Genomic DNA, 26,979 nt, shown 5'->3' with positions numbered 1-26,979 from the left:
GCACAGTTTGAAGACCTTTGAATTAAAAACCGTATGGATCCTGCTCGGCTATGTACTGAAGGCTGCGGTTCTCATGATTTTTATCTTCCCGTTTCTGTGGATGATCTCCACCTCGCTCCAGACATTCCGGGAGACGATGACGTTTCCGCCGACCTGGATTCCGGCTTCGCCGCAATGGGGCAATTTCATGGAGGCCATGAATGCCGGTCCTTTCCTGACCTATTTTAAGAACTCCGTTGTGGTTACGGGTTCCATCATCGTTCTGCAGTTCCTGATCATGATTCCGGCTGCATATGCCTTTGCCAAATACAAATTCCCTGGCAAAACCCTGCTGTTTGGCATGATTCTGCTGGCGTTCATGATTCCGGGACAGGTTACGTTCATTCCGGTGTATCTGATGATGGCGGACTGGGGCCTGGTCAAAACCTTGCTGCCGCAGATCATACCGTTCATCTCGAATGCCTTTGGCATCTTCCTGCTGCGGCAATATTTCATGCAGATCCCGGAAGAGATTATCGAAGCGGCCCGTCTTGACAACGCCAATGAATTCAAAATTATGCGGAAAATTATGATCCCCATGTCGAAGCCGGCACTTGCTACCATTGCGCTGTTCAGTTTTGTCAGTCACTGGAATGATTATTTCTGGCCGCTCGTCATGACGGATTCGGCTGCTGTCCGGCCGTTGACCTTGGGCATTGCCATGCTCCGGGAGACGGAGGGCATCAGCAACTGGCATATCATTATGGCCGGAAACGTCATTCTGGTGGTGCCTATCCTGCTTGTGTATTTGTTTTGCTCGAAGCATATCGTGAAGGCATTTGTTTATTCAGGCATTAAATAATTACAGGAAATGACAGGTTTATACAAATCATAATCGAATAATTAAATGGAGGAATGAATCGAATGAAATCCAAATGGTATTCACTGCTATCCGTCATCCTGCTGTTCAGTTTGCTTGCCGCGTGCAGTGGAGGAGGTTCCGGGGAGACCGGCGAAGCGCCGGGAGGCGGGGGCACCGAAGCTCCGTCCGGTGATAAGGGGAAGACCACGGTTCAGTTCTGGCACTCGCTCGGAGGCAAGAACGGGGAGTACATGGACGCGCTTATTCAGCGCTTCAATGCTTCTCATGAAGATATTGAAGTTGTCGGCACGTTCCAGGGAAGTTATGACGAGACGGTAACCAAGCTCCAACAGGCGATTGCCTCCGGTACCGGTCCCGATGTCAGCATGCTGGAGCGCGCCTACGTTCAGATGTTCGCCGATTCGGATGTGCTGGAGGATCTGACGCCTTATCTTGAAGGCTCCGGCATCAGCGTCGATGATTTCACGCCGGGGCTGATGGGGCACTCCACCTTTAATGATCAATTGGTGTCACTGCCGCTGAACCGTTCCACCCCGATTTTGCATGTGAATAAAACGCTGCTGGATGAGCTGGGGCTGCAAATTCCGACCACGTGGGAGGAGATGAAGGAAGTCGCAAATGCGCTGGTTGTCAAAGAAGGCAGCGAGTATAAACGTTACGGAGTTACGATGCCTTATGACACCTGGTATCCCATTGCCATGATCTCACAGGCGGGCGGCACCTTTTTCAATGATGACCATTCGTCGATAGGATTCGGCGATAACGGAGCCGGCGCCAAAATGTTTGCATACCTTAAAGACCTGCAAAGCACGGGCGCACTGTATTATCCGCCGGCACAGGATTCCGGCAACATTGTGAACAGCATGTTTGTGGAAGGCAAGGTCGGCATGATGTATCAATCCACGGGGTCGATCGGCGGGCTGTCCAGCACGGTGGATTTTGATTACGTGACGGCATTCCTGCCGAAGGACGAAGTGTACGCGAATCCGACCGGGGGCGCGAATGTGACAATGCTCTCTTCTTCCAAGAACAAGGAAGCGGCGTGGGAGTTCATCCGGTGGATGGAGATGGAGGAGGAAGGCGGTCTGGAATTTATTTTGCAATCGGGATACCTGCCCTTCACGAAGAAGATGGTGGAGTCGGAGAAGATGCAAGCGCTGTGGGCCAAAGAACCGAATCGCAAAGTCGCCTATGATCAGCTGGAATTTGCCGTAGATACCAATAAGGATGTGGCATGGCCAGAAATTATGCATGAGTTCTTCTCGGCTATTGAAGCGATTATGTACGACAGCAAGGATATTCCGGCTACGCTGGATACCTTCAAGAAAGAGACGGAGCGGATTCTCGCCCAATAACAATCGGTAAAGGAGTGCAGGACATATGATCGAACGACTACAGGAACCATCCTGCATGATGGTGGCTGCACATCGCGGGTACAAAGCAGCTTATCCGGAAAATACGCTGCTGGCCTTTCGCAAGGCGCTTGAATTAGGTGTGGATATGCTGGAATTTGATCTCCGGCTATCACAGGACCATGAAGTGGTGGTCATCCATGATGCAACCGTTCAGCGTACGACGAGCGGTTCGGGCGCGGTTCGGGATTTTACCCTGGAGGAGCTGAAGTCTCTGGATGCGGGAGGCTGGTTCGCACATGAGTTTGAAGGGTTGAAAATTCCGACGCTTGGAGAGCTCTGCGATCTGCTCAAGGAATATCCTGAGGTATTGTGCAACGTTGAGATTAAGCCAAGTCCCGACGCCATAGAGGCTGCTGATCGGGCCGTTGCCATACTGGGCCGATACGGATACCTGCCACGCTGTGTATTCACCTGCTTCGATGCAGAAGTTCTGACCTATATTCACGATACGTATGGTCTGAAGACGCAAGGGTTCCTCGGCGAGAAAATGTCCCATTTTGTCTCTGGCGAAGCAGGAACCTATACCAGGATGTGGGCGATCGGTGTGGAGATGTCGCTGCTTACACCAGCGCTTGTTGCCCGGTTCCAGGAACAGGGGCTGTTAGTCTGGAGCTATTGCCCGGACGAAGAGGATGGTGTCAGGTACTCGCTGGAGTGTGGAGTTACCGGCATGACCTGCAACGACCCGCTCCCGGCCCTGGCGGTTACAGGCAAGAAGGACACCCTGATATGACCGATCTATTATCGAACATCCGAAGCTTGGCGGCAGGTTTGCCGGTCCATCAGCATGCAAATCTGGATGAAGTGGATTCTGTCCGGATTCAAGCCGGAGCCCTACGCGAGGTCGCCGGTTATCTAGAGACGAAGCAATGGACGGTGGTCGTGATCGTGGTTGATGGCAATACCTATGATGCGGCTGGCCAGTCGTTGGAGAGACTGCTCACGAAATCCGCTATTCAGGCCCAGGTTACCAAGCTTTCTTCGGATCAGAAGGGAGATGTCATCGCGGATGAACCCTCCTTGATCCAGGTCATACTGGATATCCAGCAGAGCAGGGCGAAGGCTGTGCTTGCAGTTGGCGGAGGGACGATCCACGATATTAGCCGGTACGCGGCTTATACCACTGGGATTCCATTCCTCTCGATACCAACGGCCGCGTCAGTGGATGGTTTCAATTCCAAGGGAGCTCCCATCATGATCCGGGGACAGAAGAAAACCATACCGGCTATTGGGCCAAGTGCGATTTTTGCCGACGTCGATATTCTCATGTCTGCTCCCACCGAGCTTACCGCAGCTGGCTTTGGCGATATGCTGGGCAAGTATACGTCCCTGTTCGACTGGAAGTTTGGAAGCCTGGTGGCAGAGGAGCCATATTTGCAGCTTTCGGCGGACATTACGAAATTCGCGCTCAGCCAATGTGTGAGTGGGGTGGAACAGATTGCCCGGCGGAGCGAGGAGGGGGTGTGCACCTTAATGGGTGCACTCATTGAATCCGGCCTGGCTATGCTGCTGTTCGGTCAATCCCATCCGGCTTCGGGTGCTGAACATCATCTGTCCCACTACTGGGAGATGGAGTTCATCCGGCTCGGGGAGAAGCAGCTGCTGCACGGGGCTAAGGTAGGCGCTGCCAGTATTGAAATCTCGAAGCTGTATCACCGCCTCGGTGAGCAGAAACTCGGGATCGTCCCTAATGCTGCCACAGACGTTGATTCTATGGCGGAGCGCATCTCCCGTCATTGGGATGATATCAGCGAAGGGATTAAAGGGATCCCGGAACCGTCCGAGCTTGGCGATCTGATGTCAATGGTGGGCGGCCCAGCAGCCGTGTCGGAGCTCCCGATCCAGAGCGAGCTGCTGATGCGGAGCCTGCGTGAAGCCCACAAGGTTCGGTACAGCCGGTACACACTTCTTCGTGCATACAATGAACAGGATGTTTTATTCGTGGATTAAGTAAGGCTGCGAACGTTGTTAAAGAAGTAAAAGGCTGTTCCTCATAGCAGATTAATCTGCTTTGAAGGAACAGCCTTTTTTGCTCATCTGGGAAATTTATTCCGCTTGTTCTTCGCCGGGTGAAGGCCAGCCGCCCCAGAGACTGACGGTATTTCCATCCGGATCGGTGAGGCTGAAGCTGTAGCCGCCATCCGGAATATATTTCATATCGCTGACGGCTACCTTTTTATTTTGCAGGTCCTCGTATACCTCGTGAATTTCATTCACCTGCAATTGAACGATGGATTGAAGATTGCCTTGTGAATCCGTAAATTCCAGCCGAGGAACATCTTCTGTCTGCACAAGACCGAACCCGGCATCGCCAATGCAGAGCCAGGCCGCAGGATCTCCCGGGGTAAAAGGGAAGGTCAGCGTAACGCCGAGCACATCCTGGTACCACTTTAGCGATCGCTCTACATTTTTTACAGGCCACTGAATTACAGCTATCCGGTGGGGGGGTGCTGCCATTGATTATACACTCCTTTTTTGATAGTTCTATCCTGAGGACTTCGCTATATATGCGATCTCAATTAAATTAAACGGAAGAAGAGGGTGCATAAGAAACGGGGTCCCAAAAAATTTCTGTTGTCATGGTAAGTAGATGACCGTCCGGATCACGGAAGGTAAAAAGAAGCCTCTCCCCGGCACGCTGCACCCGCTGCAGCTGAATACGCCGAGATTGCATGGACAGATAGGCGTTGGCAATGGCGTACGGATTGGCAGATTGAAAGCCGCGTATCAAGGATTCCATCCATTCCAAAGTGTCACGGCTCTCCTGATTCCGCTCGGATGGCAGGGCGTAACCATGAATTTCTCCGTTTGCCCGAATTCCCTTCAACCGTTTACGGGCCCGTTTCAATGCTTCTTTCACGGCTCCCTCGGTACTCTGTATCAGTTGGGCAGCTTCCCTGGCCGTATACGAGAAAATGTCGATCAGAATGATCAATACCGTCTGATGTGCCGTGAGTTGGGCTGCGAGCAGTTCCAGCGTCTCCCTTACCAAGAAGCGGCTCTCATGATATTCCCGATCATTGCCGGCATCGGGCAGCAGAACGGGTTTCCCGGTGTGCTTACGGTAGGAATCGATCCACGTATTCCGCGCTATCCGATACAGATAGGCTTTGGTGATGGGCCGGTCAGGGGACTGCTCAAGGGCTTTGTGAATTTTTATTAAGGATTCTTGCTCGATGTCCTCTGCGTCCCACTTGGACCCTGATGCAAGCTGCATGCAGTAACGCCGGAGGTCGGGGAGGTAAGAGGATATGGCTTCAGAAAATGGGGATGACAAATCGGGATCACTCCTATCAGGTTCCCTATACATTCCATAACCTGTAGGCCATTTCCTGCTGGGCAGACAAGGGGACAAGGCCTCCACGGCGATGGGTCTACGGGGCCACACGGGAGGGAGCAGACGTTTACCAACCAAGCAATAAGGGTAGTAAATAGATATGGGCATTGACCTAAATTACATCAGGATAGGAAGTGGGGGCAGACCATGAAGCTTGGTAAATATATCGCTGCATGTTTGTTGACTGTATTGGTGCTGACCGCTTGCGGAGCTAAAGAGGAATCCGGACGGGTACAGGTAGAGTTTTTTCAGAATAAACCTGAGGCGAAGGGCTCTTTTGATGCACTGATTGAGAAGTTTAATTCATCCCAATCCGAGATTAAGGTGGTACAGGTAAATCCGCCGGATGCAGAGACGGTGCTTAAGACGAGAGTTGTCAAGAATGACATTCCTGACATTATCGGCATGGGTGCAACGGATACCTATTCATTGCTGGCACAGAGCGGCATCTTTATGAATTTGACAGATAACCCGCTGCTGAGTCAGGTGGATGAGACTTATGTTCAGATGCTGAAAGACGTAGCGGGCATGGACGAGGTTACGGGCATTCCATATTCCACGAACGCTAACGGCGTAATGTACAATACGGAAATTTTTAAAGAACTGGGACTTAGCGTTCCGAAGACATGGGATGAGTTATTGGCTACAGCACAGAAGGCCAAGGAGGCTGGCAAAATCCCGTTCTATCTTACCTATAAAGACGATTGGCAGACGGTGCTTCCGTTCAATGCGCTGGCGTCTAACCTGGAAGGCATCGAATTTTATATGGAGCGGCGGGAAGGCACTGTAACCTTTGCCGACAAATACCAAGAGATTGCAGAGAAGCAGCTGGCGCTGATGGATTATGGTCATGGGGATAACTTCGGCAAGAATTATGCAGATGGTAACCGGGAGTTCGCCAGAGGTGAATCCGCCATGTACATCCAAGGGACCTGGGCGATTCCGGAGATTCGGAAAGCCAATCCGGATGCACCGATCGGCTTCTTTCCGCTGCCGACCGGCAACAATCCGGAAGAGAACAAGCTGATTTCGGGAGTGGACACCCTGCTGGCTATATCCGAGGATTCGAAGCATAAAGAGGAGGCCCAGCAGTTCATTCAATTTCTGTTGGAGCCTGAAAATAGCAAGCAATATATAACGGAGCAAACACTGTTCTCCACCGTTGAGGGTGTAACGCAGGACGATCCTGCCGTTGCAGAGCTGCTGCCTTACCTGGAGCGGGGGCAAGTGATAGACTTTGCCGACCATTACATACCTGCCGCAGTGCAGCTGAACTCGGTTATCCAGTCCTTTTTACAGAACCGGGACATTGATGGGTATTTGAAGAAACTGGACACCGAATGGGACAAGGTAGCAGACAGGCGCTAAAAGTTGCAGCACGAGGGAATGAAGTGCGGCAACATGAGAAGAAGGGCTCCATAATGAAGAGACGGAGGAACGTTGCCATGTTGCAATACGATCATTCCCCGGTAAGCTTCTCAAGCGAGTTTTCTGTGACATACACGATATCCAAGATGCACTGAGGAGGACCCAACATGAACAAGCGGCTTATGCCTTACTATTTGATGACCGTGCCTGCGGTGATACTGTTCTTCGTATTTCTGACACTGCCGGCGCTGCAAGGGGTGTATTACTCCTTCACGAACTGGAACGGATTCGGGGACAACTTCGATTTCATCGGATTCAAGAATTATGCGAACCTGTTCAAGGACAGCAACGTGGGCAATGCGTACTGGTTCACATTTAAATTCGCGGTGGTAGTAACGATCCTCATCAATATCTTCAGCCTGCTGATTGCCATGGGGCTTAATGCCAAAATCAAGGCGAGGAATTTCTTCAGAGGCATCTACTTCCTGCCGAATATTCTGAGTGTGCTGATTGTAGGCTACATATTCAATTACCTGTTCTCGAATGTATTCACCATTTGGGGACAAAACCTGGGGATCGAGTGGCTGTCCACCAATATTCTGGGCAGCGAGCAGCATGCCTGGATTGGTATCGTAGTCGTAGCGGTATGGCAGGGTATTGCCTATAACACGATTCTGTATCTGGCCGGGCTGCAGACTATTCCCCATACGCTGTACGAGGCTTCCAATCTGGATGGAGCCAACCGCTGGCAGGAGTTTTGGAGGATTACGTTCCCGCTGATTGCACCGTTCTTTACGATTAACATGGTGCTTGCGATGAAGAATTCCCTGATGGTGTTTGACCAGATCGTTGCCCTCACCAACGGGGGGCCGGGACGGGCGACACAGTCCATCTCCCATCTGATCTACACCGGCGGCTTCGAGGGAGGGGAGTTTGCCTATCAATCGGCTAACTCCGTGATCTATTTCATTCTGATTGCCACGATCTCGATCGTGCAAATCCGATTCCTGCAGAGAAGGGAGGGGGAGATGTAATGCGGACCAAAACCAATTGGACGGTGATGATTCTCATCACTCTGGGTACCATCCTGATCCTGTTCCCGCTGTACATGACAATCACTATTGCGTTCAAAACGCCGGAGGACATGCTTACCTCCCTGTTCGGTTTGCCGAAGGAGCTTCATTTCGAGAATTTTACCAATGCGATACGAATGACCAATTTCTTCAATGCGCTGGGCAATAGCGCGATGGTAACAACGGCAACGGTGGTGCTGACGCTATTGACCAATTCACTTGTGGCGTATGCCATCGCTCGCAATATGAATCGTAGATTCTTCAAGGGACTGTACTTCTATTTCATCAGCGCGATGTTCATTCCGTTCCCGATCATCATGCTGCCGCTGGTCAAATTGACGGCCGGGCTCCATATGACCAATCTGGTCGGGCTTACGATCCTGCATACCGTATATGCTTTGGCATTTAACGTATTTGTGTATGTGGGTTACATCAAATCCATTCCGGTTGCCTTGGAGGAAGCGGCCAGAGTGGACGGCACATCGACTTGGGGAACGTTCTGGAGAATCATATTCCCGATCATGGCACCGATCAATGCAACGGTAGGGATTCTGATCTGTCTCTCCACCTACAATGACTTCCTGCTGCCGCTGATCATCATCAGCGATACGAATTCCTACACGCTGCCGCTGGTGCAGTATATATTCCAAGGGCAGTTCAATACGGACTTCAATCTGGCCTTTGCTTCGTATCTGATGGCGATGCTGCCGATGATTATCATCTATCTGTTCGCGCAGAAGTGGATCATCAACGGCATTACGCAGGGTGCCGTAAAATAAAAAGTGAAGAATAGACGAAGACAAATGAAAAGCTGTACTCTGCGCGATTCGAGATGCGCGGAGTACAGCTTTTTGCTGCGGCAAGATGTGTGATGTATGCTATAAACCCATATTCATGCGCTTTACCGCATCCGGGTCCTCGATGATCGAGCAATCGGAGTTGAATATCATCGTTGAGCGCGACGCTGGCTCATAAGTCGGCCACGGCAGTCCCTCCGTATCCGGTGAGCCGCCCCGTGCGAAGGCAATCCATGCATCCTGCATCCGGTCGGACAAGGCCTGCGTTTGAGCATCCACCTGAACGCCGATATTCCGGAACAGCGCCAGCGTATTGAATACAAATGGAATTTCGAGTGCATGCATCGCTTTTCCGAGAATCGGGTGATTCGGCAGTGTCCAGTCGAATCGGTACATCCATACCGGTGCATGTCCGATCTGAGCTGAAGCGAACTGCAGGGCCGAACGCCAGAAATACAGGTCGGTCATAATCTGGGCATGTCCGTCAATGGTATAAGGGTAATCCTTGGTAAGGGGAGCCGCATCGGGGATCCCGGTCATCCGTTCAACGACGTGGACCAGATCTCTCTCCTTCACCAGGGGCATGTCCGGCCGGAAGAACAAAGCGCCTTCATCGAGATTCGTTCCGATCAGGATGGGTACATCCTTGGCCGAGCCTTCCTGAACAGCTTGCAGCGGATCCTGGGGGAGTGTGTCCGGGTCCAGGACGGGCTGGAAGAGCATGCTTACACCAGGACCCACCCGCTTCTTCAGCCGTTCCCCGGCTTCGAATATTTGCTCTCCGGTGAGGGATTCCAGCCGATGCATCTCTGCTCGCGGGATATCAAGCTCCTTCAATAAACCTGCCGTAATCATCTGTGCCTCTTCCGATGTGATAACTTGGGCAGCACCGCTTTCCATGATGGCCCGGTGGAACAGCCCCTTTGCCGCAGGCATGGCCAGCAGGGCGGCAATGCTCATGCTGCCGGCTGACTCGCCGAATACTGTAACCCGATCCGGGTCTCCACCGAAGCCGCCAATATTGTCCTGCACCCACTGCAAAGCTGCGATTTGGTCCAACAAGCCGGTGTTGGAGGCATAAGATTCACCGAACGGAGCCAGATGAAGAAATCCGAGAGGGCCCAGGCGGTAATTAATGGTAACCATAATAACGCTGCCGCGGAGAACGAAGGCCGAACCGTCATAGCTTGGCAAACTGCCAGAGCCGGTGACAAACGTGCCGCCATGAATCCATACCATGACTGGCAGCGGCTCAGCAGGAGCGTTCCGGGGTGCCCACACATTGAGGTAAAGGCAATCTTCCGACACGGTCTTGGTTACGCCTCCTCCAAGCATGCTTGATGTGGATTCCAACGGCTGGAGGCACATGGGGCTGAAGGCGGTGGTGTCTTTTATCCCGTCCCAAGGCTCGGGAGCTGCGGGGGCACGGAACCGAAGCGGTCCAATCGGGGGCTTCGCATACGGAATGCCTTTCCAAACACGCACTCCGTTTTCCAAAATGCCTTGAATACGCCCGTCTTTCGTCTGTACGACAAGTTCTGACATGTTCTCTCTACACCCTTTCTCTCTATTGTGCTGGATTGGAACGCATCCCAATTTCGAATTTGCAGCGCTAAGGGATGTTATTATTACTACTACTTACTATATACACTTTACCAAGTTAGCGGCATAAGTTCAAAAAAGCTCGAATCCTGAAAAACAGGCAGGAATGTCATGTCACATGAAGAATGTAAACAGGGTGGAAAGTATTCGCGGTTCGTGGATACGGCATCACCTATTGATTCAGGTCATTATAGGCATACTGGAGGGATAAGCATGAACATAGCGATATTGGGCTGTGGAACGATGGGGACGGCCTATGCGCATAATTTGGCGAAAATGCCGGGCGTAACAGTAACGGGCGTGGTCGATCTGAACGCCGAACGGGCTGAGCAGGCTGCTGCCTTGACCGGGGCGAAGGGATACACGGATGTAGATTCGCTGTTGGAGCAAAAAGATTTGGAAACGGTTGCGGTGTGTCTGCCCACCTATCTCCATAAACCGTTTGTACTGAGGTTGGCGGAAAAAGGGCTGCACGTCATCTGTGAAAAACCGGCAGCTTTAACGCTGGAGGATGCACAGGAGATGAAGGCGGCCTGCGAAAAGCACGGAGTCCGTTTGTTTATCGGCCATGTCGTCCGATTCTTTCCGAACTATCAGGATGCTTATCGGAAGGCCCACTCCGGTCATATCGGAACGCCGAAGATGGCTCACTTTAAGCGGTACGGGTCCTATCCGCAGGGCATGGATTTATGGTATAACGACCCTGGAAAAAGCGGCGGCGTTATCATGGATCTCATGATTCATGACATCGATTTCGCCTGCTGGCTGTTCGGGGAGGTGGAGTCGGTATATGCTTCCATCGTTAAACGGGCCGAGCCCGAGATGGAGTACGCCCAGCTGACGCTTCATTTTAAAAATAGCTCAATTGCGAGTTTAACCGGCTACTGGGGGTATCCCGGACCGTTTACGACACAGTTCGAGATTTCCGGAGATCAAGGAATCATCAGATTCGATAGCAATCAGGTGCAGTCCCTGGACATTAAACGGGTAAGTGCAGAGGCAGGGGATGGAGCAGCGGTACAAGTTCCCGCAAGTCCAAGCCTCCATGACCCTTATTATAAAGAGGTATTGCATTTCATCGAGTGTATCCGTGACGGCAGCGAGCCGCTCGTAAGCATCAAGGATGCTTGTTATGCTGTTCAAATCGCTCAAGCAGCGGAGCAATCGGCTCAGACCGGACAGCCCGTGACGATCGGAGGGACGGTTTCATGAAGAAAGTAAAAGTAGGATTTATCAGCTTCGCCCATATGCATGCAGCAAGTTATCTGTTGGGCATGCTGAAGCGGGATGATGTCGAGGTAGTCGGAATCGCGGATGAAGACGCGGAACGCGTGCGACCATACTCCGTGGATCGAGGGATTCGGTACTATGCGGATTATAACGAGCTGCTGGCAGAGGAACTGGATGCCGTCGTGATCTGTTCGGAAAATTCGCGTCATGCGGAAATCACCAAGCACGCTGCTGCAGCGGGCAAGCATGTCCTGTGCGAGAAGCCTTTAGGCTTGTCTGAATCGGAGATGCTGGAGATGATCCAAGTGTGCCAGGATAACGGTGTTCAGCTTATGACCGCTTTTCCTTGCCGTTACATTACGTCCGTACGTCAGGCCAAGGAAGCGATTGACGCCGGCCAGATCGGCGATATTCTGGCCATGAAGGGGACCAACCGGGGCAGCATGCCCGGGGGCTGGTTTATTGAACGGGACAAATCGGGTGGCGGAGCCGTATTGGACCATACCGTCCATGTCATGGATCTGATGCACTGGTTTACCGGCAGCAAAGCAGAGGAAGTCTATGCCCATGCGGAGACCCTGTTCAATGACACGGAGATTGATGATGCAGGCATGGTGCACGTCAAATTCGCGAATGGCGTTGTAGCCGTGCTGGACCCGAGCTGGTCCCGTAACCGCACCTTCCCGACCTGGGGAGATGTGACACTTGAGATTATTGGCACCAAGGGTGTGCTGAACATCGATTCCTTCGCCCAGAAGAACGACGTTTACAGCGATGTGACAGGTAAGGCCGCATGGAGCTTCTGGGGCGACGATATGGACGAAGGTCTTGTGAACAGCTTTGTGGAAAGCATCCGCGACGGCAAACCGGTTGAAATAACCGGTGAGGACGGTTACTACTCTGCCCGTGTCGCCATTGCAGCGTACGAGTCCGCAAGCACCAAGCGCACCGTCCAGCTGAAGGCGCAGGGGTAATATGGTTTGTAGATAGGGCCGTGCCTTTGTTCACGGCGCAGTCTTTGGCGCTATAAGGAGTCATTCCATTATCAGGACCGGAGTGACTTGAATAAATCGTTAAATAAGCCCCTTCGAAACGTATATTCGAAGGGGCTTGTTATGTTGGCAAAAAAGATCAAAACCGCGCCGGTTCCTTTTGGTATCCTTATAAACAAAGGAGGGCTTAACCTTGAGTACCCAGCTAATCATCCAAAAGAGCATAGCGTACATGGAGCAGCATCTGGAGGAGCAGCTGACCCTCGCAGATATTGCATCTCATGCCGGTTTTTCTCCATATCACTTCCACCGTTTGTTTCGGAAGGAGGTCGGTATGAATATCGCGGATTACCTTAGAAAACGAAGGCTTTGTTATGCGGCGCAGCTTCTGCTGTACTCCGAGGCTGCGATCATCGACATATCCTTTCACTGCCATTTCGAGAGCCAGGAGTCTTTTACGAGAGCCTTCAAGAAATTGTACGGCATGCCCCCGGGACGTTATCGGAAAATCTTCGCGGCGCACGCTCACCATTCCATTTTTGAACAAGGAGATGATTCTATGCAGCAGCAACAGTCTCAGTCCGCATTAAAGGGCTGGTTCCTGAGCGGAAGCCATCCTCAGGATTATGAAATCGGCATCGACCGGACCACCGTCCATCAAGGAAGCACTTCGGGCTATCTTAAAGCTGTCACGCCCATGGACATGGGTGCTTTTGCGACCATGATGCAGCAGTTTAAAGCCGGTAAATTCGTCGGCAAACGGATGCGATTCTCCGGTTTTGTCAAAACCGAGAACGTCAAGGAATATTGCGGGCTGTGGATGCGTGTCGACAGCCATTCAGAGGATGTGCTTCAATTCGACAATATGAACGATCGGCGCATTGTTGGCAGCACGAACTGGAATCACTATGCGATCGTGCTGGACGTGCCAGAAGATAGTGCCACGATCTCGATCGGTGTGCTGCTGATGGGAGCAGGTCAGGTATGGGTGGACAGCTTCCGCTTTGAAGAGGTGGATCGGAGTGTACCAACGACCAACCTCGAGGTTCAATACGAGATGCTGGAGGAACCCGCCAATTTATCGTTTGAAGAGTGAAGCAAGGCTGTCCAGCGTGAATTCATGTTAGATCCTTGAGTTCAGAAACAGAAGCCTTCCCGAAGGGGAAGGTTTGTTCTTTTTGATGGATGATGGGGATGGGGGATAAGCGTAGCCGTTATTCGGAGTGTGCAATCATGATGATAGGAGTTGGCACACCGGGAATGTACAGGCAGTTATGTAGCTGTGCAAGGAGAGTAGTGCGGTAAACGGTACAGGAGCAGTGCGAGGAGCTGTACAGGGGACAATAATGCACGAGGCACAGTATGGGGAGGCACAATATGGCCTTGTATGGGGAAACAGCCTGTTGTTATAGGTGGAGCTATAGACGTGTGGTTGGTATGATCGAGGTCCTGAAGCTGTGTGGGGCCAACAACCATCCACGCATGCTCCGGACCACGAGCTTGTGTATGGGAACAATACACCCTAATAGGAAAAATTAAAATCGTGAATCGCTAGCGGACACAGAGTACCTTATTTGGTGGAAACTAGGCATTTTCGCAAAGGTTACGGACAAGAGATCCGCTATTCCCCGAAAATGAGCAGTTGTTGAGCATAATTTTGTATAATAACGGCTCTGGTGTCCGTCTCATTTTAAAAATGAGTCGATTTTTCGAAAATAACGGATTTCTGGTCCGGAACAGCCTCCGTTGTTAGCCTGCAATACTCCAGTCTCCATACCTTCGTCCACAGTAACGCATTAGGCACAGTAACACAGCAGGCACAGTACGCATTAGGCACAGTAACGCATTAGGAATCACGGTTATCAGTAATCAAGGTCAAGGTGTTCGAATAGAGGAACCCAATAATTCGTGGGAACCTGGCAGCTGAAATAACAAAAGGCAGGGCAAGATTTTTAGATCTTGACCTGCCTTTTTACTCTAAAAGGAGCACCACTCACATGAATCAGCGAAGCGAACGAATCGATTCCGGAAAAACGGAGTGGTCACCTTTGTCCCGGATTTCTTCGTATGATGAATCATATCAGCAATCCGGGGAACTACAGTAGTTGGAGCAACGGTATGTCTGCTAAGCGTCTCCATAGCTCTAACGGGTTCATAGAGACTCATTCTTAGAGACTCAAACGCAGAGACTTACCAATCACCCACAAATCACCCACAGAGTTACCCAACTCACTTACAGATACAGCACCAACGCAATTACAGCAGCGAGCACGATCCGATAGATCGCAAACGGTACCAGCTTGATCCGGTTAATCAGCTTCAGGAAGAAGCGGATGGAGATCAGAGCGAATACGAAGGCCGCTACAAATCCGGCGATGAAGAACGGAAGGGCCTCCAGGGTGAAGTATTCCCAGTTCTTCAGCAGCGACAGGAAGCTGGCCCCGAACATAATCGGTACAGCCATGATGAAGGTAAAGTCCGCTGCCGCGCGGTGACTCATTCCGAGCATGACGCCCCCGGAGATGGTGGAGCCGGAGCGTGAGAAGCCCGGCCAGAGCGACAGACACTGGATCAGTCCGACGCTGAAGGCCTGCCTGTACGTAATTTGGTCGACGGACACAACCTTCGGTTCTTTTTTCGAGCTGACTTTGTCGGCAACGATCATGAAAATGGCCCCGATCACAAGTCCGATAAGCACTGTTTCGGTAGAGAATAAATGTTCATCGATGAAATCTTCGAACAATACGCCGAGGATACCCGCAGGAATCAATCCTACGATAACCTGGCTGAGTTTCAGTCTGCCTGTATCAGCCGGAGCGCCAGCTTCAGGCTTTTTGCGCTTAAGTCCCAAGAGGTCCAGGAAACGGTCTTTAAACACAACGATGACCGCCAGGATGGAGCCAAGCTGAATGACAACCTTGAATGTGTTAGCTACGTATTTCGTCAGAAACTCCTCGGATTTAAGCCACATGTCATCAACGATGATCATATGACCGGTTGAGGATACAGGAGCGAACTCGGTCAGTCCCTCGACGATTCCCAGAATAATTGCTTTGAGGATGGTTAAAAAATCCATGACCTACAGCCTCTCCCTTACATGATAATATAAAATGTTAAACCGTAATGATGTTAATGATGTATGGCATGAAATAACCTGAGCAATGGGTGATCGAATGTGCGACAAGTGCGTGCCCAGGCGTGGATCAAAACGACCGAATGTAGGATTGAATGCGTAACCCATGAGTGTATCAAAACGACCGAGTGCGTGATCAAATGCGTGTGACCCATGCGTGAATCAATGCGATCGAACGCGAATGCCAACCGAACGCGTGAACCATGCGTGGAACAAAACGACCGAATGCATGATCAATTACGCGACCCATGCGTGCGAACTGCGCGCCAAACGCCTGACTAATATTTTGCCGAATAAGTGATCCATGCGACCAAATACGTAATCACCAACGCCTGATCAATTCGCACTCAAACACGAGCCCAATCGGATCTCATGGTCATTTCATGTCGTAATCCCAAGTTGACGTTATGCGGATTTTCTCCGCTTGCGGAAGAAAAAGAACAAAAACGCAATAACTGCCACAGCAATTACAGCATAAGCGATATTGGAGTAGACGTCCATGAAGGCCACGATATTCTCCCATGAATCGCCGACGGCGGCTCCAACGGACACCAGGATGATGTTCCAGATCAAGGTCCCGATGGTGGTGAAGAGCAGGAACATGCCGAACTTCATGTTGGACATGCCCGCCGGGATGGAGATCAAGCTCCGGATCAGCGGGATCATGCGGCAGAACAGCACCGTCCAGTAGCCGTATTTATCAAACCACGCATCCGCTTTGCGGATGTCTTCTTTTTTCACGCGGAGGATATGTCCCCAGCGATCCACAATCTTCTCAAGCCGCTCGACATCGAGCAGACGACCAATGCCGTACAGAATAACCGCACCGACCACAGAGCCGATCGTAGCGGCAATAATGACGCCGGGCACCGTCAAATTCGTATAGGTTGTCATGAATCCGCCGAAGGTAAGAATGACCTCGGAGGGGATCGGAGGAAACACGTTTTCCAGAGCAATCATGAGCAGAATGCCGATGTAGCCGAATTGCTCCATAATATCCGTAATCCAGTTTTCCAAAAGTTACACCTCTTTCAAAAGATAAGGACGTCTCTTCCACCCTTTATATAAGTGACTGCTTCAGCTTGCGCAGATATTGACTGCGGATGAAGAAGAAGTACAGGACCTGCATCATCAGGAAACTGATCAGCACAATCCCCATCTCAGCTGCAATGGATAGATAGAAGTAGCTCTGCAGCGCAATAAACGCAAAGATGCTGTGCACAATCGCAAGGCCAATCGGCACAAAAAACAGCAGCGCCAGCTGTCCGGTTACGATTCGCCGGAACTCCTTATCGGTCATCCCGAGCCGGGATATCGTGGCATAATGCCTGCGGTCATAATCCAGGTCGGCATAGAGGCGGAAATACAGGAAACTGCCTGCCGCAATAAAAAACACCGTGCCCACAAGCAGTGCCGCGAAGAGCAGCATATTATACAGGCTGTCCCGCAGGGCAAACAGCGTGCCGCTGACCGCCAGCGCGTAAGGCTGGCCCATCTCATAACGTACGGCCCCTCGCGGCGCGAGATGGGGAACGATGCCTTCCGTTTTCGTGAAATCATCCACGTAAAAGCCGGTGTACCGTTCCTGTCGTACCGGGTCCGTGATGGCGGCGAAGGTCGCATCACGGACGACAAGCCCGCCGAAGCGGGAATCGTCATCCATCTCCGGCAGCAAATATTCCGGCACGCCGACATGATCGGAATAACCGATTTCGTGCACCCTGATTCCGGAATCCTGAAGCTGGTAAGAGGCGTGCTCCCGGTTGCGGGTATAGGCTCTGTCATTTTGAGAAGCAATCAGAACAAGCGCATCTTCGCCCCGAAGCGGCTGTTCGTCGAACGGCAGCCCCGCCATCAGCACCGCTGCCTTGTAGTCGGAGAAGGATATCAAGGCTAACGGATTCTCCACAGGCTGATCCAGAGCGGAGGCCGATGTGGCTTCCGTATATTTAACGCGAAACGATAGCGTTTCAAACGGTATTTTTTTAGATTCAAGCTCCTGCTTGATTTCATTCAAATGCTGTTTCTCGAAGGTATCACCTGCTTTGGCAAGATAGCCGATGGCGGCAGGATAATCCTCGTTGAATTGTTTCGTAAGCACCGGGATGGAGGCAAATACGCCAACCGAGCAAAAAGACACGGCCAGCACGATGGTCACCATCGAGAACATCTGGGCGTGATCCCTGAGCCGATACTGCAGGCTCGAAAGCGAGATGAGTTTGGTTCGTCTCCAGGTTAACCTGCGGCTCCGCTTCAGCCTGCGAACGAGAGCAACCCCGAGCTGAGAATAGATCAGATAGGTGCCGATTATCGTCATTATGGTTACCGGGAACATGCGCAGCTCGAGGGTTGAGGCCGTTGTCGTGGCCGCCAGGCTGTAGCTGACGATCAGCAGGACAGCGGCCAGTGCCGATAGCCATGGTGATGTCTCGGGTGCGGTTTTCGGACGCTGCCCGGATTGAAACAATTCGATTAACGCTTTGGGCCGAATCAGCCAGGATGTGCACAGCGAGATAATGATGAACAGCAGTACATAACTTGCAACGGTCAGCCCAAGCGCGCGCAGCGGCAATCGAAACGGCAGGGGCGGAATGCCAAGAAATGCCGAACCGGCCATCAGGAACAGCTTGCCTGTAATGATGCCGAATACGATACCCGTTGCTATGGCGCTTAAGCCGATGATCATATTTTCGAGAAACACCATCTTGTTAAACTGGCGGTCTGTCATCCCGTGCATGAACAGAATGCCGAACTCGCGTTTGCGTGTCTTGAGAAAAGCCCCGACGGAATACAGCACGAAGAAGAACGAGAACACATACATAATCAGCTCTGCTCCGACCATGGCCTGAATTACAACCGGATAGAACATCTCATTTGCAATGGCAGGATGGAACAGGAACAAAGCACAGACAAAGAAAATCATGACGGAGAATGCGCTGCTTAGGAAATAGGCTGCATAGGTCCGCTTATTCCTCAGGACATTCCTAAAAGCGAATTGTCGAAAGGTCATGACTTCCCCCTCCCAGCAGAGCCAGCATATCGATGATTTTCTGGAAAAAGGCTTGCCGGTTGTCGCCGCAATACATTTCATTATATAGTTGTCCGTCCTTAATGAACAAGACGCGATCACAGTAACTGGCTGCTACCGGATCATGAGTGACCATGAGGATCGTTGCAGAAGCCTCTTTGCTTGAAGCAGAGAGCGTCTGCATGACCTCTTTGGAAGCCCTGGAGTCCAGATTGCCCGTGGGCTCGTCGGCAAGAATCAGGGAGGGCTCCTGAATGAGCGCTCTGGCAATGGCCGTTCGCTGCATCTGCCCGCCGGAGATCTCATATGTGTGTTTGTTCAGAATGGACTCGATGCCGAGTTGGTTGGCAATCCGGCCCAGCCTGCTGTCCATTTCACCTAGAGCCATACCTTCCAGCGTTAGCGGAAGAACGATATTTTCCTCAACTGTCAGCGTATCCAGCAGATTGAAATGCTGGAAGACAAAACCCAGATCCCGGCGCCGGAACAGAGCGGTGTCACTTCTGCTGAGAAGATGAGGGTTGCGTCCATTGATGATAACTTCGCCCGCGGTGGGCTGATCAATGGTGGCAATCAGATTGAGGAGCGTGGTTTTCCCGCTGCCCGAAGGACCCATAATGCCGACAAATTCCCCTTGGGTGACGTTGAAGTGAATGTTGCTCAGCGCTTGAAACGCCACTTTGCCCTCGTAGATTTTGGATAGATGCTTGACGCTCAGGATGGGCATATCTTCACTCCTCTAATACGATGGTATCATTGTAAAATAATTGACCGCGTCCATGCCATGTTCGTAACTTACAGTTACCTTACAACCTTGTAAGGTTTCTATTTGCATCGCAAGCCGGTGCTTCGGGAACCTGAGTTAAAGCATCTTAACCAGGATTTGAACCGGCACAAAGCCAATCCCTTATCTTCAGATACGGGATCAGTGCGAGTTATGGCTGCCGGTACCTTCAAAAATAAGGCGCACCGTCGTTCCCTCATCCAACTTGGATTCGATCTCGAAGGCATGTCCGAGCTTATCGCATATTTGTTTGACCAGAAACAGCCCAATGCCCGTCGATTCCCGGAATCGGCGCCCGTTTTCTCCGGTAAAATAGGGATCGAACACCCGGGGCAGATCGCTTGGAGGGATGCCGATGCCCTCATCCCGGATCTCAAGCACAACCTTACCCTCCCGGGCATAACCGTCAAAATACAAGCGCCCTTGTTCCTCCAGGGTATACCTGACTGCGTTAGTCAGCAGCTGAGTCAGCACGAAAGAGAGCCATTTCTCGTCCGTAGCGACCGTTAATCCGCTCTCCATCCGGATGGAGGGGTAAATTCGGCGCCGGATAAACAGCCGTTTTTGCTCTGAGGTGACACCTCGGACGATGCGTTCAAGCGGCAGGTTCTCGACATAGAAATCGTGCTCGAACGTATCGAGCCTGGCGGTATACAGCACCAGATCAAGCCCTTTTTTGAGTCGATCCAGCTCGTCGCCAATCGCTGCAAAACGGGGATCATCGTCATCCTGAAGAATCAGGTGAATGACCGATATCGGTGTTTTCATCTGATGGGCCCATTGGTTGATGAACTGAAGATGGCCCTCGATTTTGTGCTTGTAGTTATGCAGATCCGTTGTGTATTGCCGGAACTGGGTTCTAAGCAGCTGATGAAGTGCTTCGGCGAGCGGAGTGTGGGAGGATTCTGCAGAGGATTCGCCGGTGAGAGATTCTCCCGGGAGAGGCTGCTCCAGTCGTTTATAGAAGGAACGGTTGGCAATATATCGGAAAATCAGGTAGCCGAGAAGCAGCAGCAGGCTGATGATGCCGGCGTACAGGCTGACCGTGATATTCCGGAAGCCGTCAAGTCTGTAGATCAGCGATACGACAAGAAGCTGTGCAATATAAACAATGATTAGGGGACGCTGCTCCTGCAGAAATAATCTCAAGCTTCATCCCTCCAGTTCGGAATCAGCCGGTAGCCGCGTCCCCGCACGGTTTGAAGGCCTTCCTCGATCCCGAGGTTGGCGAGTTTTTTGCGGACCCGGGTGATGTACACATTCAGCGTATTATCGTCTACAAAGGCCTGGTCATCCCATATTTTCTCCAGGAGCCTGTCGCGGCTGACCACCATCTCGGGTTTCTTCATTAACTCGTCCAATATTTTGGCCTCGGTATGGCTGATCTCCGTCTGTGTTTGCTCCAGTGAAAGGGAGAGGCGTTCAACGTCGAGCGTTAGTCCGGCGACACTCAGGATGCGCTCGTTCTGTCCGGCGGCATACGAGCCGTAGGCGCGGCGCAGCTGGCTCTTGATTTTGGCGATCGCAATTTCATAATCGAAAGGTTTGGTAATATAATCGTCCGCACCGTTCTCCAGTGCCATCACCTGCTCCATTTTGCCGTCGCGGGCGGAGATGAAGATGATCGGGCAGGTGGAGAGGCTGCGGAACTGGCGGCACCAGTAATAGCCGTCATATTTCGGCAGATTGATATCAAGAAGCACGAGGTGAGGGTCATACGATTCAAATTGCTCACGTACCGTTTCGAAGTCATGAACGGACTCCGTCATATAACCGAATTTATGAAGATGCTCTTTCAGCAGGCTGACCAGCCCGGCATCGTCCTCGACAATGAAAATTTTGAACATATCGTTAATAGTCCCTTCATCTGACATTCTACTACCGATTGTATTGTACCAAATTGTCGGGATATAAGGAAAAAACGCGTGAGTCAAGGCAGCGTACATAGGGGTGACTGGGTGGAGTTCATACCTCGTATAACCAATGCTTCACTGCAAAAAATATTTTGACGCTGGTGTCCTCACCTGATAAAATTCTTGATAATTCCAATCGAATAACTATGATAAATTTGCAAACGACCAGTCCACTGGAGATCATGAGCCCTATTCATGATCTCCTTTTGTTGTTTTATCCAGGTTTATCTAACTGACAAAAGGGAGCGGGGAGATGATGAGTTGAACGCGATTGATGAGCTGAAACTGACGGCGGATGTCCTCGTGATCGGCGGCGGTACCCTGTGCACGCTCATTATGCGAACCGATGGTCATCGAGGGCGTTTGATTCGCGCCCGGTTGCAGATGAAGTGCTCTACACTGTGCTGGAGGCGGCACGATGGGTTCCGTCCTCGGGCAACGGACAGCCATGGCGATTTATTGTGGCCCGAACGGAGGAGGAGCGGAGACGTTTCGCATCCTTTATCCGGCCTGCGAATCGCGAGTGGAGCGATCATGCGCCTGTCCTGATCCTGCTGATTTCCTACACATTGAATGCCAATGGGACGCCCAGCGGCAGTCATGCATTTGATGAGGGAACAGCCTGGGGCACAATCGCCTCATAGGCAGCATTGCTCGGCCTGAACACCCGCGCCATTGGCGGTTATGACCGTGAGCTTGCCCGCGAAGCTTTGCATATTCCGGCAGAATATGAGCTTCTCGCGGTCATTACGCTTGGTTATCCGGGAGACAAATCGGCACTTCCGGAGGCGCTGCAGGCGCGCGAGGTTCCTACAAGCCGCCGTTCCTTGAATGAGCTGGTGTTTGAAGCTTTGTTTTTAGGCTAGGGAATAATCCCCGGCCATTCGGCACGGAACTCAGAACCTAGGTTAACTGTACTGTCCACACTCAACGAGCCACCGTGCGCGGCAATGATGGACTGGGTTATGGCGAGTCCAAGACCCGAACCGCCTTGCTGTCTGGTCCGGGATTCATCGATCCGGTAGAAACGTTCGAACAGATGGGGAAGATGCTCCTTCGGAATCCCGGTCCCGTTGTCGCGAACCAGCAGTACGGCATGATCCGCAGCCCTATCAAGCGTCACATGGATCTGCCCCCTGTCAGGATTCGTGTGCTGCACCGCATTAAGGAACAGATTGTAGATAACCTGCTTGATCTTGTCGGGATCGCATCGGCATAGAAGGGGGGCCGATTGGAAGAATACCTCCCGTCCTTGGGCAAGCATCTTCAGATGGGGCTCCATCTCATGCAGCAGCTGATCGAGCCGGGTTTCCTGAAGGTGCAGCTCAGGCTTGCGGTCAAGCTTGGCCAGCAGCAGCAGGTCCTCGACCAGTTTCTTCATGCGTTTGGATTCGCCGTGCATGCTGGATAACGCAGCATGCAGCTGCTGCGGGTTGTCGGCAGCGCCGCGGCCAAGCACCTCCAGAAACCCGTGAATCGAAGTGAGCGGCGTCCGCAGCTCATGGGAAGCATCCGCAATAAACCTCCGCATCTGCTCCTTGGCTTCACGTTCGGCCTGAAATGCATCCTCAAGCCTTTCCAGCATGCCGTTAAACGACTCGGCCAAGCGGTCGATCTCCTGCTGCCCTTGCATAACGGGAAAACGCTCGGCCAGATTTCCGGCATCGGTGCGTTCTACCGTCTCCACCATTCGGCTGAGCGGATTGAGCGTTCGGCGCAGTAAGGGCAGATATAACGCGATTCCACCCGCCATGGCAAGCAAGGCCAGAAGAGCAAAAATCATCAGCTGCCGCATAAGAACCGCGTGCAGCGGCTGCGTATCCATACCAAGCTGCAGCAGGCCGGAAGGGCTGTCAGGGCTGCCGTAAGGGCGAAAGACAACGATCTGCTCTGTGCCTTCGGCATTTTCGATCACTTCATATCGAAGGGGGTGGCGCTCCTTGAGCTGGGCCAGGACTGCTGTATAATCCTCGGAGGGCAGCTGCGGGGCGTTGAGCCCGTTGTCGGCGGCCAAGTCCGAGTAGCTCCCATCGATATCAATCTTGGCAAGCGACATATTCGGCAGAAAGAACAGGGGTTTGTCTTGCTGGCGAGGGTTCTCCTGATCGGTGTCTTTATCCGGAAGTGCAGGCCGGTTACGAGGCTCGCGGTCAGGTTCCCAGAGCTCCTTGGGGAGCGAGCGGACCTGAAGAGCAAGCGCCTCGGCTTGATTACGGAACATGGCATTTTTCATCAATACATATTGCAGCGCACCGATCAGCACCAGCAGAAGCGCCAATACGATAAGGGAACGCGACAGCAGCTGCGTCCTTAGAGAACCAGGACCTGATGAGCGTATCCGGTCGCGGATTCTCATAACAAGTCCACCCGGTAACCGGCACCGCGAAGGGTGCGAATAACCCGGTGCTCCTTATCTCCAAGCTTCTCGCGCAGGGAACGGATATAGACCTCCACAATGTTATCCTCTCCGCCAAAATCATAATCCCACACAATATTCAAAATGTTGGATTTGCTCAGAACGCTGCCGTGTTTGGTCACAAGCAGCTTCAACAGCTTGTATTCCGTAGGTGACAGCTCCAGCCTCACCCTGGTATGCAATTTCCTTCTTGCGGTCATCAATGGTGAAGGAACCCAGCCGGATTTCACCCAGCAGGCTTGGAAATTGATTGCGCAGCCGTGCTTGGATTCTGGCAAGCAGCTCTTCAAAACTGAAAGGCTTAACCATATAATCATCCGCACCGATGGTTAGCCCCTTTACCCGGTCATCAATCTCATCCTTGGCCGTTAGCATAATCACCGCGACATCCTTGCCCTCTTCCTTCAAGCGTCTGCACACCTCCAGACCGTCCATCCCCGGCATCATCACATCCAGCACGACGACATGCGGCTCGAAGTTGCTTGCTACTATAACTGCTTGTTCTCCATCGGGGGCCGAGCGCACCTCAAAGCCTTCATTTCTTAATCCAAACTCCAAAAATTGCAGGATATGCGGCTCGTCATCGACAAGCAAAATGCGAATACGGTGAACAGATTCCATAACTCAAAACTCCTCTTATTTCGTTCCTTTAACTGTATCATACGTTCTTTAACTGAATGAAGTCTGAAAGCGAACTGAAAATAAACTGAAGGTGATTCGCAAATATGCATTCTCAATCAGGGAAAATAAGGATGTTGATATATATTCTGTTATCGTTAATACTATCTTAAAGCCGAGATATCAAGGTGAACACCTGTTCAAGGTCAATCATGGATGGGTGAAAGGAGGAGACTGGACATGATAGGAAATGTATATCCACCTGAGAATCAGAGCAAGGGCTCTCTCGACGGAGGAAGGATAACAGAGCTGAAGCCGATCGGTTTCTCTGGAGAAGGGTCGGCTGTGACCCGGGTGGGACCTCTTTTCTATTGGTCCTGGTTCCGCTCGCCTGTTGAAGGTTATATTGCACCCCATCCCCATCAAGGTTTTGAAATCGTGACGTATATGATGCAGGGTAAGGGTGTACACAAGGATTCACAGGGAATGCACAGCGAATTGGGGCCTGGAGGCCTGCAGTTGATGAGGGCCGGATCTGGACTTACGCATGAGGAACGTTTGACCGGACCTGATGCAGAAGGGCTCCAATTATGGTTCGAGCCGTATCTTAGGGATTCGTTGAAACAGAATCCGGCCTGTCGTCAGTATCGACCGGATTCATTTCCGGTAACCCGCATTCAGGGTGGACTGGTCAAAACGATGATTGGCGGTTCTGCGCCAACGGATCTATCCGTAGACGTGAGGATGCTGGATATCCAGATTCTGGCTGGGCATGAGGCCCAGTATGAATTGAAATCCGGCAGACGTGCTGCTGCGCTCGCAGTCAGGGGGGCCGGCAGTTTTAGCTCCGAAGAGGAGAAACTTCTATTTGAACATCGGGACTTTATGGTAATGGATACGAAGCAGGGGGAGACGATAAACCTTAAGGCGCAAGAGAATGTACGGGTCATTCTGATCGATGTACCGGAAAACCCTGGATATCCGCTCTATTCCAAGAGACCGTAAAGCGAAAAGTTTACAATATTGTAGTGGAATGAAATTTAATATGTACGATAAACTAGAGTCTGTCAGATGGGATACCGTCTGGACAGGCTCTTTTTTAGGTGTAAGAGAACCTGAATCAGGTGCCCCATGCACAAATGTAAGAAATACATTCGTATATTTAATAAGCAGATAGACCCAACAGAGCGATCCGGACGTTTATTCACCGGGCCCGTTGGGTTATTTTGGCGTTTTTTATTTCTATTATAATCTATATATACTAAATTAAAGTATAAAAAGAGACTAAAGTCCTACTCTTTACCAATAGTTGGCATGCGTTTTTGTGAGAATGGTAGCATGCGTCCCAAGACATAGCCTGTCTATAATGATTGCGGGATCACGAAAAATGACAATTTCGTCATCCCACAATCTAACGAGATGGGGGAGATACTTATTTTCTCGCAAAAAAGCTTTAAAAAATTGATGGCCGGAGCGCTTCTGTCAGCAGCAGTTCTTGGTTCTTACGGATATGGGTCTGTGAATGAAGTCTCTGCTGCCACTGCGCAGTCTGTAACAAAAGGTGTAGCAAGCTCGAATGTATATATGCGCAGTCAGCCTTCGACTTCCGGTAAAGTCGTTGATCGTGTCTATAAAGGAGACAGCGTTCAAATTCTGGGCAGCAGCTCCGGCTGGTATAAGATTAAAACTTCTAGTGGCAAGCAAGGGTACGCTTCATCTAAATTGATTACCCCAAGCAACGGCTCTTCTAACAATTCCGGAAACAATTCCGGCAGCAACTCTGGAAATAACTCGGGCAGCAACTCCGGCAATTCGGGAACAACTACCCCTTCTACCAATGCCAGCGTTGAAAAAGTTATCAGTGCAGGCATGAAGTATCTGGGCACGCCGTATGAATTCGGTTCTAACCGCAGTTCAACGAAAACTTTTGACTGCTCGGCCTTTGTCCGCCGCGCATTCATGGATGGGGCTAACATTACGCTGCCAAGTAATTCACGTACTCAAGGACAATATGTTAAAGATAAAGGAACAGCGGTTACAAACGTAAATCAACTGAAACGCGGAGATCTAGTATTCTTCATGAGTTATAAAGGATCATCAGCTTCGGCTTATGCGGGACTGGACAAGTCCAAGCAGAGAATTACTCATGTTGCTATCTATCTGGGAGACAACAAGCTGCTGCATACGTATTCGAAAGAATCCGGCGGCGTCCTGGTAGGCAGCTTCGGCGACTCTTGGAAAAACCGCTTCCTGTATGGCGGAAGTGTGCTGTAACAATGCCAATCCATTCATAGGGGGTTACCCCATACTTGGAATGAGATAGAGGGACTGCCCGGTTATGAGATCTGAAAGGATCCGTAACGGGCAGTCCTTTGTTGTTGAGATTTGCTTTTGGCTTTTGATTTCAGTAA

Annotated in this window: 24 protein-coding genes and 1 pseudogene; 14 read left to right on the top strand and 11 right to left on the bottom strand. The window is 51.4% G+C overall.

Annotation, left to right across the window (positions count from 1 at the left end; all coding sequences use genetic code 11):
* Positions 1-7 precede the first annotated feature (7 nt).
* The 4 genes from WDY75_RS26990 to WDY75_RS26975 all read left to right on the top strand — a co-directional run bounded on the left by WDY75_RS26990 (position 8) and on the right by WDY75_RS26975 (position 4,227).
* Positions 8-841, top strand: coding sequence for a carbohydrate ABC transporter permease (locus WDY75_RS26990; RefSeq protein WP_006208129.1), 834 nt, complete (start codon positions 8-10; stop codon positions 839-841).
* A 62-nt stretch (positions 842-903) separates the two neighbouring features.
* A complete protein-coding gene (locus WDY75_RS26985; RefSeq protein ID WP_063478537.1) occupies positions 904-2,217 on the top strand; it encodes an ABC transporter substrate-binding protein in 1,314 nt (437 codons plus the stop codon).
* A 25-nt stretch (positions 2,218-2,242) separates the two neighbouring features.
* Positions 2,243-3,010: a glycerophosphodiester phosphodiesterase family protein gene (locus WDY75_RS26980; RefSeq protein ID WP_063478538.1), complete on the top strand. Its 768-nt coding sequence runs from the start codon at positions 2,243-2,245 to the stop codon at positions 3,008-3,010.
* Complete coding sequence (locus tag WDY75_RS26975; RefSeq protein WP_063478539.1) at positions 3,007-4,227, top strand: sn-glycerol-1-phosphate dehydrogenase; 1,221 nt, start codon at positions 3,007-3,009, stop codon at positions 4,225-4,227. Before WDY75_RS26980 ends, WDY75_RS26975 begins: the two co-directional genes overlap by 4 nt.
* 96 nt (positions 4,228-4,323) lie before the next feature.
* Here WDY75_RS26975 and WDY75_RS26970 read toward each other — a convergent pair whose 3' ends face one another.
* On the bottom strand, positions 4,324-4,734 hold the full coding sequence (locus WDY75_RS26970) for a VOC family protein (RefSeq protein ID WP_063478540.1): 411 nt from the start codon (positions 4,732-4,734) through the stop codon (positions 4,324-4,326).
* Positions 4,735-4,801: 67 nt separating this feature from the next.
* Entirely contained in the window at positions 4,802-5,554 is a 753-nt protein-coding gene (locus WDY75_RS26965; protein WP_063478541.1) for an RNA polymerase sigma factor, read from the bottom strand.
* A 207-nt stretch (positions 5,555-5,761) separates the two neighbouring features.
* Between WDY75_RS26965 and WDY75_RS26960 the strand changes: the two genes are divergently transcribed.
* From WDY75_RS26960 to WDY75_RS26950, 3 genes are all read left to right on the top strand, one after another.
* The gene (locus WDY75_RS26960) at positions 5,762-6,982 is read left to right on the top strand and encodes an ABC transporter substrate-binding protein (protein ID WP_063478542.1); all 1,221 of its coding nucleotides are present in this window, start codon (positions 5,762-5,764) and stop codon (positions 6,980-6,982) included.
* A gap of 167 nt (positions 6,983-7,149) precedes the next feature.
* On the top strand, positions 7,150-8,016 hold the full coding sequence (locus WDY75_RS26955; protein WP_006208138.1) for a carbohydrate ABC transporter permease: 867 nt from the start codon (positions 7,150-7,152) through the stop codon (positions 8,014-8,016).
* Positions 8,016-8,834, top strand: coding sequence for a carbohydrate ABC transporter permease (locus WDY75_RS26950; protein WP_063478543.1), 819 nt, complete (start codon positions 8,016-8,018; stop codon positions 8,832-8,834). The genes WDY75_RS26955 and WDY75_RS26950 overlap by 1 nt, the downstream gene beginning before the upstream one ends.
* 99 nt (positions 8,835-8,933) lie before the next feature.
* On the opposite strand, the gene WDY75_RS26945 is transcribed toward WDY75_RS26950, so the two are convergent.
* Positions 8,934-10,397 (bottom strand): carboxylesterase/lipase family protein, encoded by a 1,464-nt coding sequence (locus WDY75_RS26945; RefSeq protein ID WP_063478544.1) that lies wholly within the window; start codon positions 10,395-10,397, stop codon positions 8,934-8,936.
* 270 nt (positions 10,398-10,667) lie between these two features.
* Between WDY75_RS26945 and WDY75_RS26940 the strand changes: the two genes are divergently transcribed.
* The 3 genes from WDY75_RS26940 (at position 10,668) to WDY75_RS26930 (ending at position 13,772) form a co-directional block, all read left to right on the top strand.
* On the top strand, positions 10,668-11,666 hold the full coding sequence (locus WDY75_RS26940) for a Gfo/Idh/MocA family protein (RefSeq protein WP_063478545.1): 999 nt from the start codon (positions 10,668-10,670) through the stop codon (positions 11,664-11,666).
* Positions 11,663-12,658 (top strand): Gfo/Idh/MocA family protein, encoded by a 996-nt coding sequence (locus WDY75_RS26935; RefSeq protein ID WP_063478546.1) that lies wholly within the window; start codon positions 11,663-11,665, stop codon positions 12,656-12,658. Before WDY75_RS26940 ends, WDY75_RS26935 begins: the two co-directional genes overlap by 4 nt.
* Positions 12,659-12,869: 211 nt before the next feature.
* Positions 12,870-13,772, top strand: a complete 903-nt coding sequence (locus WDY75_RS26930; protein WP_063478547.1) for a helix-turn-helix domain-containing protein — start codon at positions 12,870-12,872, stop codon at positions 13,770-13,772.
* 1,137 nt (positions 13,773-14,909) lie between these two features.
* Here WDY75_RS26930 and WDY75_RS26925 read toward each other — a convergent pair.
* The 6 genes from WDY75_RS26925 to WDY75_RS26900 all read right to left on the bottom strand — a co-directional run bounded on the left by WDY75_RS26925 (position 14,910) and on the right by WDY75_RS26900 (position 21,468).
* Positions 14,910-15,752 (bottom strand): undecaprenyl-diphosphate phosphatase, encoded by an 843-nt coding sequence (locus WDY75_RS26925; protein WP_006208144.1) that lies wholly within the window; start codon positions 15,750-15,752, stop codon positions 14,910-14,912.
* A 462-nt stretch (positions 15,753-16,214) separates the two neighbouring features.
* Entirely contained in the window at positions 16,215-16,826 is a 612-nt protein-coding gene (locus WDY75_RS26920; RefSeq protein ID WP_063478548.1) for a DedA family protein, read from the bottom strand.
* Between the two features lie 43 nt (positions 16,827-16,869).
* Positions 16,870-18,819 carry an ABC transporter permease gene (locus tag WDY75_RS26915; protein ID WP_036638701.1) on the bottom strand — a complete coding sequence of 650 codons (1,950 nt, stop codon included), beginning with the start codon at positions 18,817-18,819 and terminating at the stop codon, positions 16,870-16,872.
* Positions 18,794-19,564 carry an ABC transporter ATP-binding protein gene (locus WDY75_RS26910; protein WP_036638703.1) on the bottom strand — a complete coding sequence of 257 codons (771 nt, stop codon included), beginning with the start codon at positions 19,562-19,564 and terminating at the stop codon, positions 18,794-18,796. Before WDY75_RS26910 ends, WDY75_RS26915 begins: the two co-directional genes overlap by 26 nt.
* A 198-nt stretch (positions 19,565-19,762) precedes the next feature.
* Entirely contained in the window at positions 19,763-20,770 is a 1,008-nt protein-coding gene (locus WDY75_RS26905) for a sensor histidine kinase (protein WP_063478549.1), read from the bottom strand.
* The gene (locus WDY75_RS26900; protein ID WP_006208153.1) at positions 20,767-21,468 is read right to left on the bottom strand and encodes a response regulator transcription factor; all 702 of its coding nucleotides are present in this window, start codon (positions 21,466-21,468) and stop codon (positions 20,767-20,769) included. Before WDY75_RS26900 ends, WDY75_RS26905 begins: the two co-directional genes overlap by 4 nt.
* Positions 21,469-21,857: 389 nt before the next feature.
* On the opposite strand from WDY75_RS26900, the gene WDY75_RS26895 reads away from it, so the two are divergent.
* Entirely contained in the window at positions 21,858-22,178 is a 321-nt protein-coding gene (locus WDY75_RS26895; RefSeq protein WP_231887996.1) for a nitroreductase family protein, read from the top strand.
* A gap of 6 nt (positions 22,179-22,184) precedes the next feature.
* Positions 22,185-22,400, top strand: a complete 216-nt coding sequence (locus tag WDY75_RS26890; RefSeq protein ID WP_231887997.1) for a hypothetical protein — start codon at positions 22,185-22,187, stop codon at positions 22,398-22,400.
* Here WDY75_RS26890 and WDY75_RS26885 read toward each other — a convergent pair.
* Positions 22,397-23,890, bottom strand: a complete 1,494-nt coding sequence (locus tag WDY75_RS26885; RefSeq protein ID WP_063478550.1) for a sensor histidine kinase — start codon at positions 23,888-23,890, stop codon at positions 22,397-22,399. The genes WDY75_RS26890 and WDY75_RS26885 overlap by 4 nt on opposite strands.
* Positions 23,887-24,571 (bottom strand): annotated as a pseudogene (locus WDY75_RS26880) (response regulator transcription factor). The gene WDY75_RS26885 and the pseudogene WDY75_RS26880 overlap by 4 nt, the downstream one beginning before the upstream one ends.
* Positions 24,572-24,808: 237 nt before the next feature.
* On the opposite strand from WDY75_RS26880, the gene WDY75_RS26875 reads away from it, so the two are divergent.
* A complete protein-coding gene (locus WDY75_RS26875; protein ID WP_006208159.1) occupies positions 24,809-25,573 on the top strand; it encodes a pirin family protein in 765 nt (254 codons plus the stop codon).
* Between the two features lie 513 nt (positions 25,574-26,086).
* Positions 26,087-26,842, top strand: coding sequence for a C40 family peptidase (locus WDY75_RS26870; protein ID WP_235187332.1), 756 nt, complete (start codon positions 26,087-26,089; stop codon positions 26,840-26,842).
* Positions 26,843-26,979 lie beyond the last annotated feature (137 nt).

This window comes from Paenibacillus glucanolyticus, from assembly GCF_037333485.1.
Lineage (GTDB): Bacteria > Bacillota > Bacilli > Paenibacillales > Paenibacillaceae > Paenibacillus_AQ > Paenibacillus_AQ glucanolyticus.
The sequence above is the reverse complement of the archived record's forward strand: the minus strand, read 5'-3'. Positions and strand labels throughout refer to the sequence as shown.

Excerpts from the sequence above, each read along its gene's own strand:
- WDY75_RS26985 (WP_063478537.1), top strand. The coding sequence starts at position 904 with ATGAAATCCAAATGGTATTCACTGCTATCCGTCATCCTGCTGTTCAGT.
- WDY75_RS26980 (WP_063478538.1), top strand. The coding sequence starts at position 2,243 with ATGATCGAACGACTACAGGAACCATCCTGCATGATGGTGGCTGCACAT.
- WDY75_RS26975 (WP_063478539.1), top strand. The coding sequence starts at position 3,007 with ATGACCGATCTATTATCGAACATCCGAAGCTTGGCGGCAGGTTTGCCG.
- WDY75_RS26970 (WP_063478540.1), bottom strand. The coding sequence starts at position 4,734 with ATGGCAGCACCCCCCCACCGGATAGCTGTAATTCAGTGGCCTGTAAAA.
- WDY75_RS26960 (WP_063478542.1), top strand. The coding sequence starts at position 5,762 with ATGAAGCTTGGTAAATATATCGCTGCATGTTTGTTGACTGTATTGGTG.
- WDY75_RS26955 (WP_006208138.1), top strand. The coding sequence starts at position 7,150 with ATGAACAAGCGGCTTATGCCTTACTATTTGATGACCGTGCCTGCGGTG.
- WDY75_RS26950 (WP_063478543.1), top strand. The coding sequence starts at position 8,016 with ATGCGGACCAAAACCAATTGGACGGTGATGATTCTCATCACTCTGGGT.
- WDY75_RS26945 (WP_063478544.1), bottom strand. The coding sequence starts at position 10,397 with ATGTCAGAACTTGTCGTACAGACGAAAGACGGGCGTATTCAAGGCATT.
- WDY75_RS26940 (WP_063478545.1), top strand. The coding sequence starts at position 10,668 with ATGAACATAGCGATATTGGGCTGTGGAACGATGGGGACGGCCTATGCG.
- WDY75_RS26935 (WP_063478546.1), top strand. The coding sequence starts at position 11,663 with ATGAAGAAAGTAAAAGTAGGATTTATCAGCTTCGCCCATATGCATGCA.
- WDY75_RS26925 (WP_006208144.1), bottom strand. The coding sequence starts at position 15,752 with ATGGATTTTTTAACCATCCTCAAAGCAATTATTCTGGGAATCGTCGAG.
- WDY75_RS26915 (WP_036638701.1), bottom strand. The coding sequence starts at position 18,819 with ATGACCTTTCGACAATTCGCTTTTAGGAATGTCCTGAGGAATAAGCGG.
- WDY75_RS26910 (WP_036638703.1), bottom strand. The coding sequence starts at position 19,564 with ATGCCCATCCTGAGCGTCAAGCATCTATCCAAAATCTACGAGGGCAAA.
- WDY75_RS26900 (WP_006208153.1), bottom strand. The coding sequence starts at position 21,468 with ATGTTCAAAATTTTCATTGTCGAGGACGATGCCGGGCTGGTCAGCCTG.
- WDY75_RS26885 (WP_063478550.1), bottom strand. The coding sequence starts at position 23,890 with ATGAGAATCCGCGACCGGATACGCTCATCAGGTCCTGGTTCTCTAAGG.
- WDY75_RS26875 (WP_006208159.1), top strand. The coding sequence starts at position 24,809 with ATGATAGGAAATGTATATCCACCTGAGAATCAGAGCAAGGGCTCTCTC.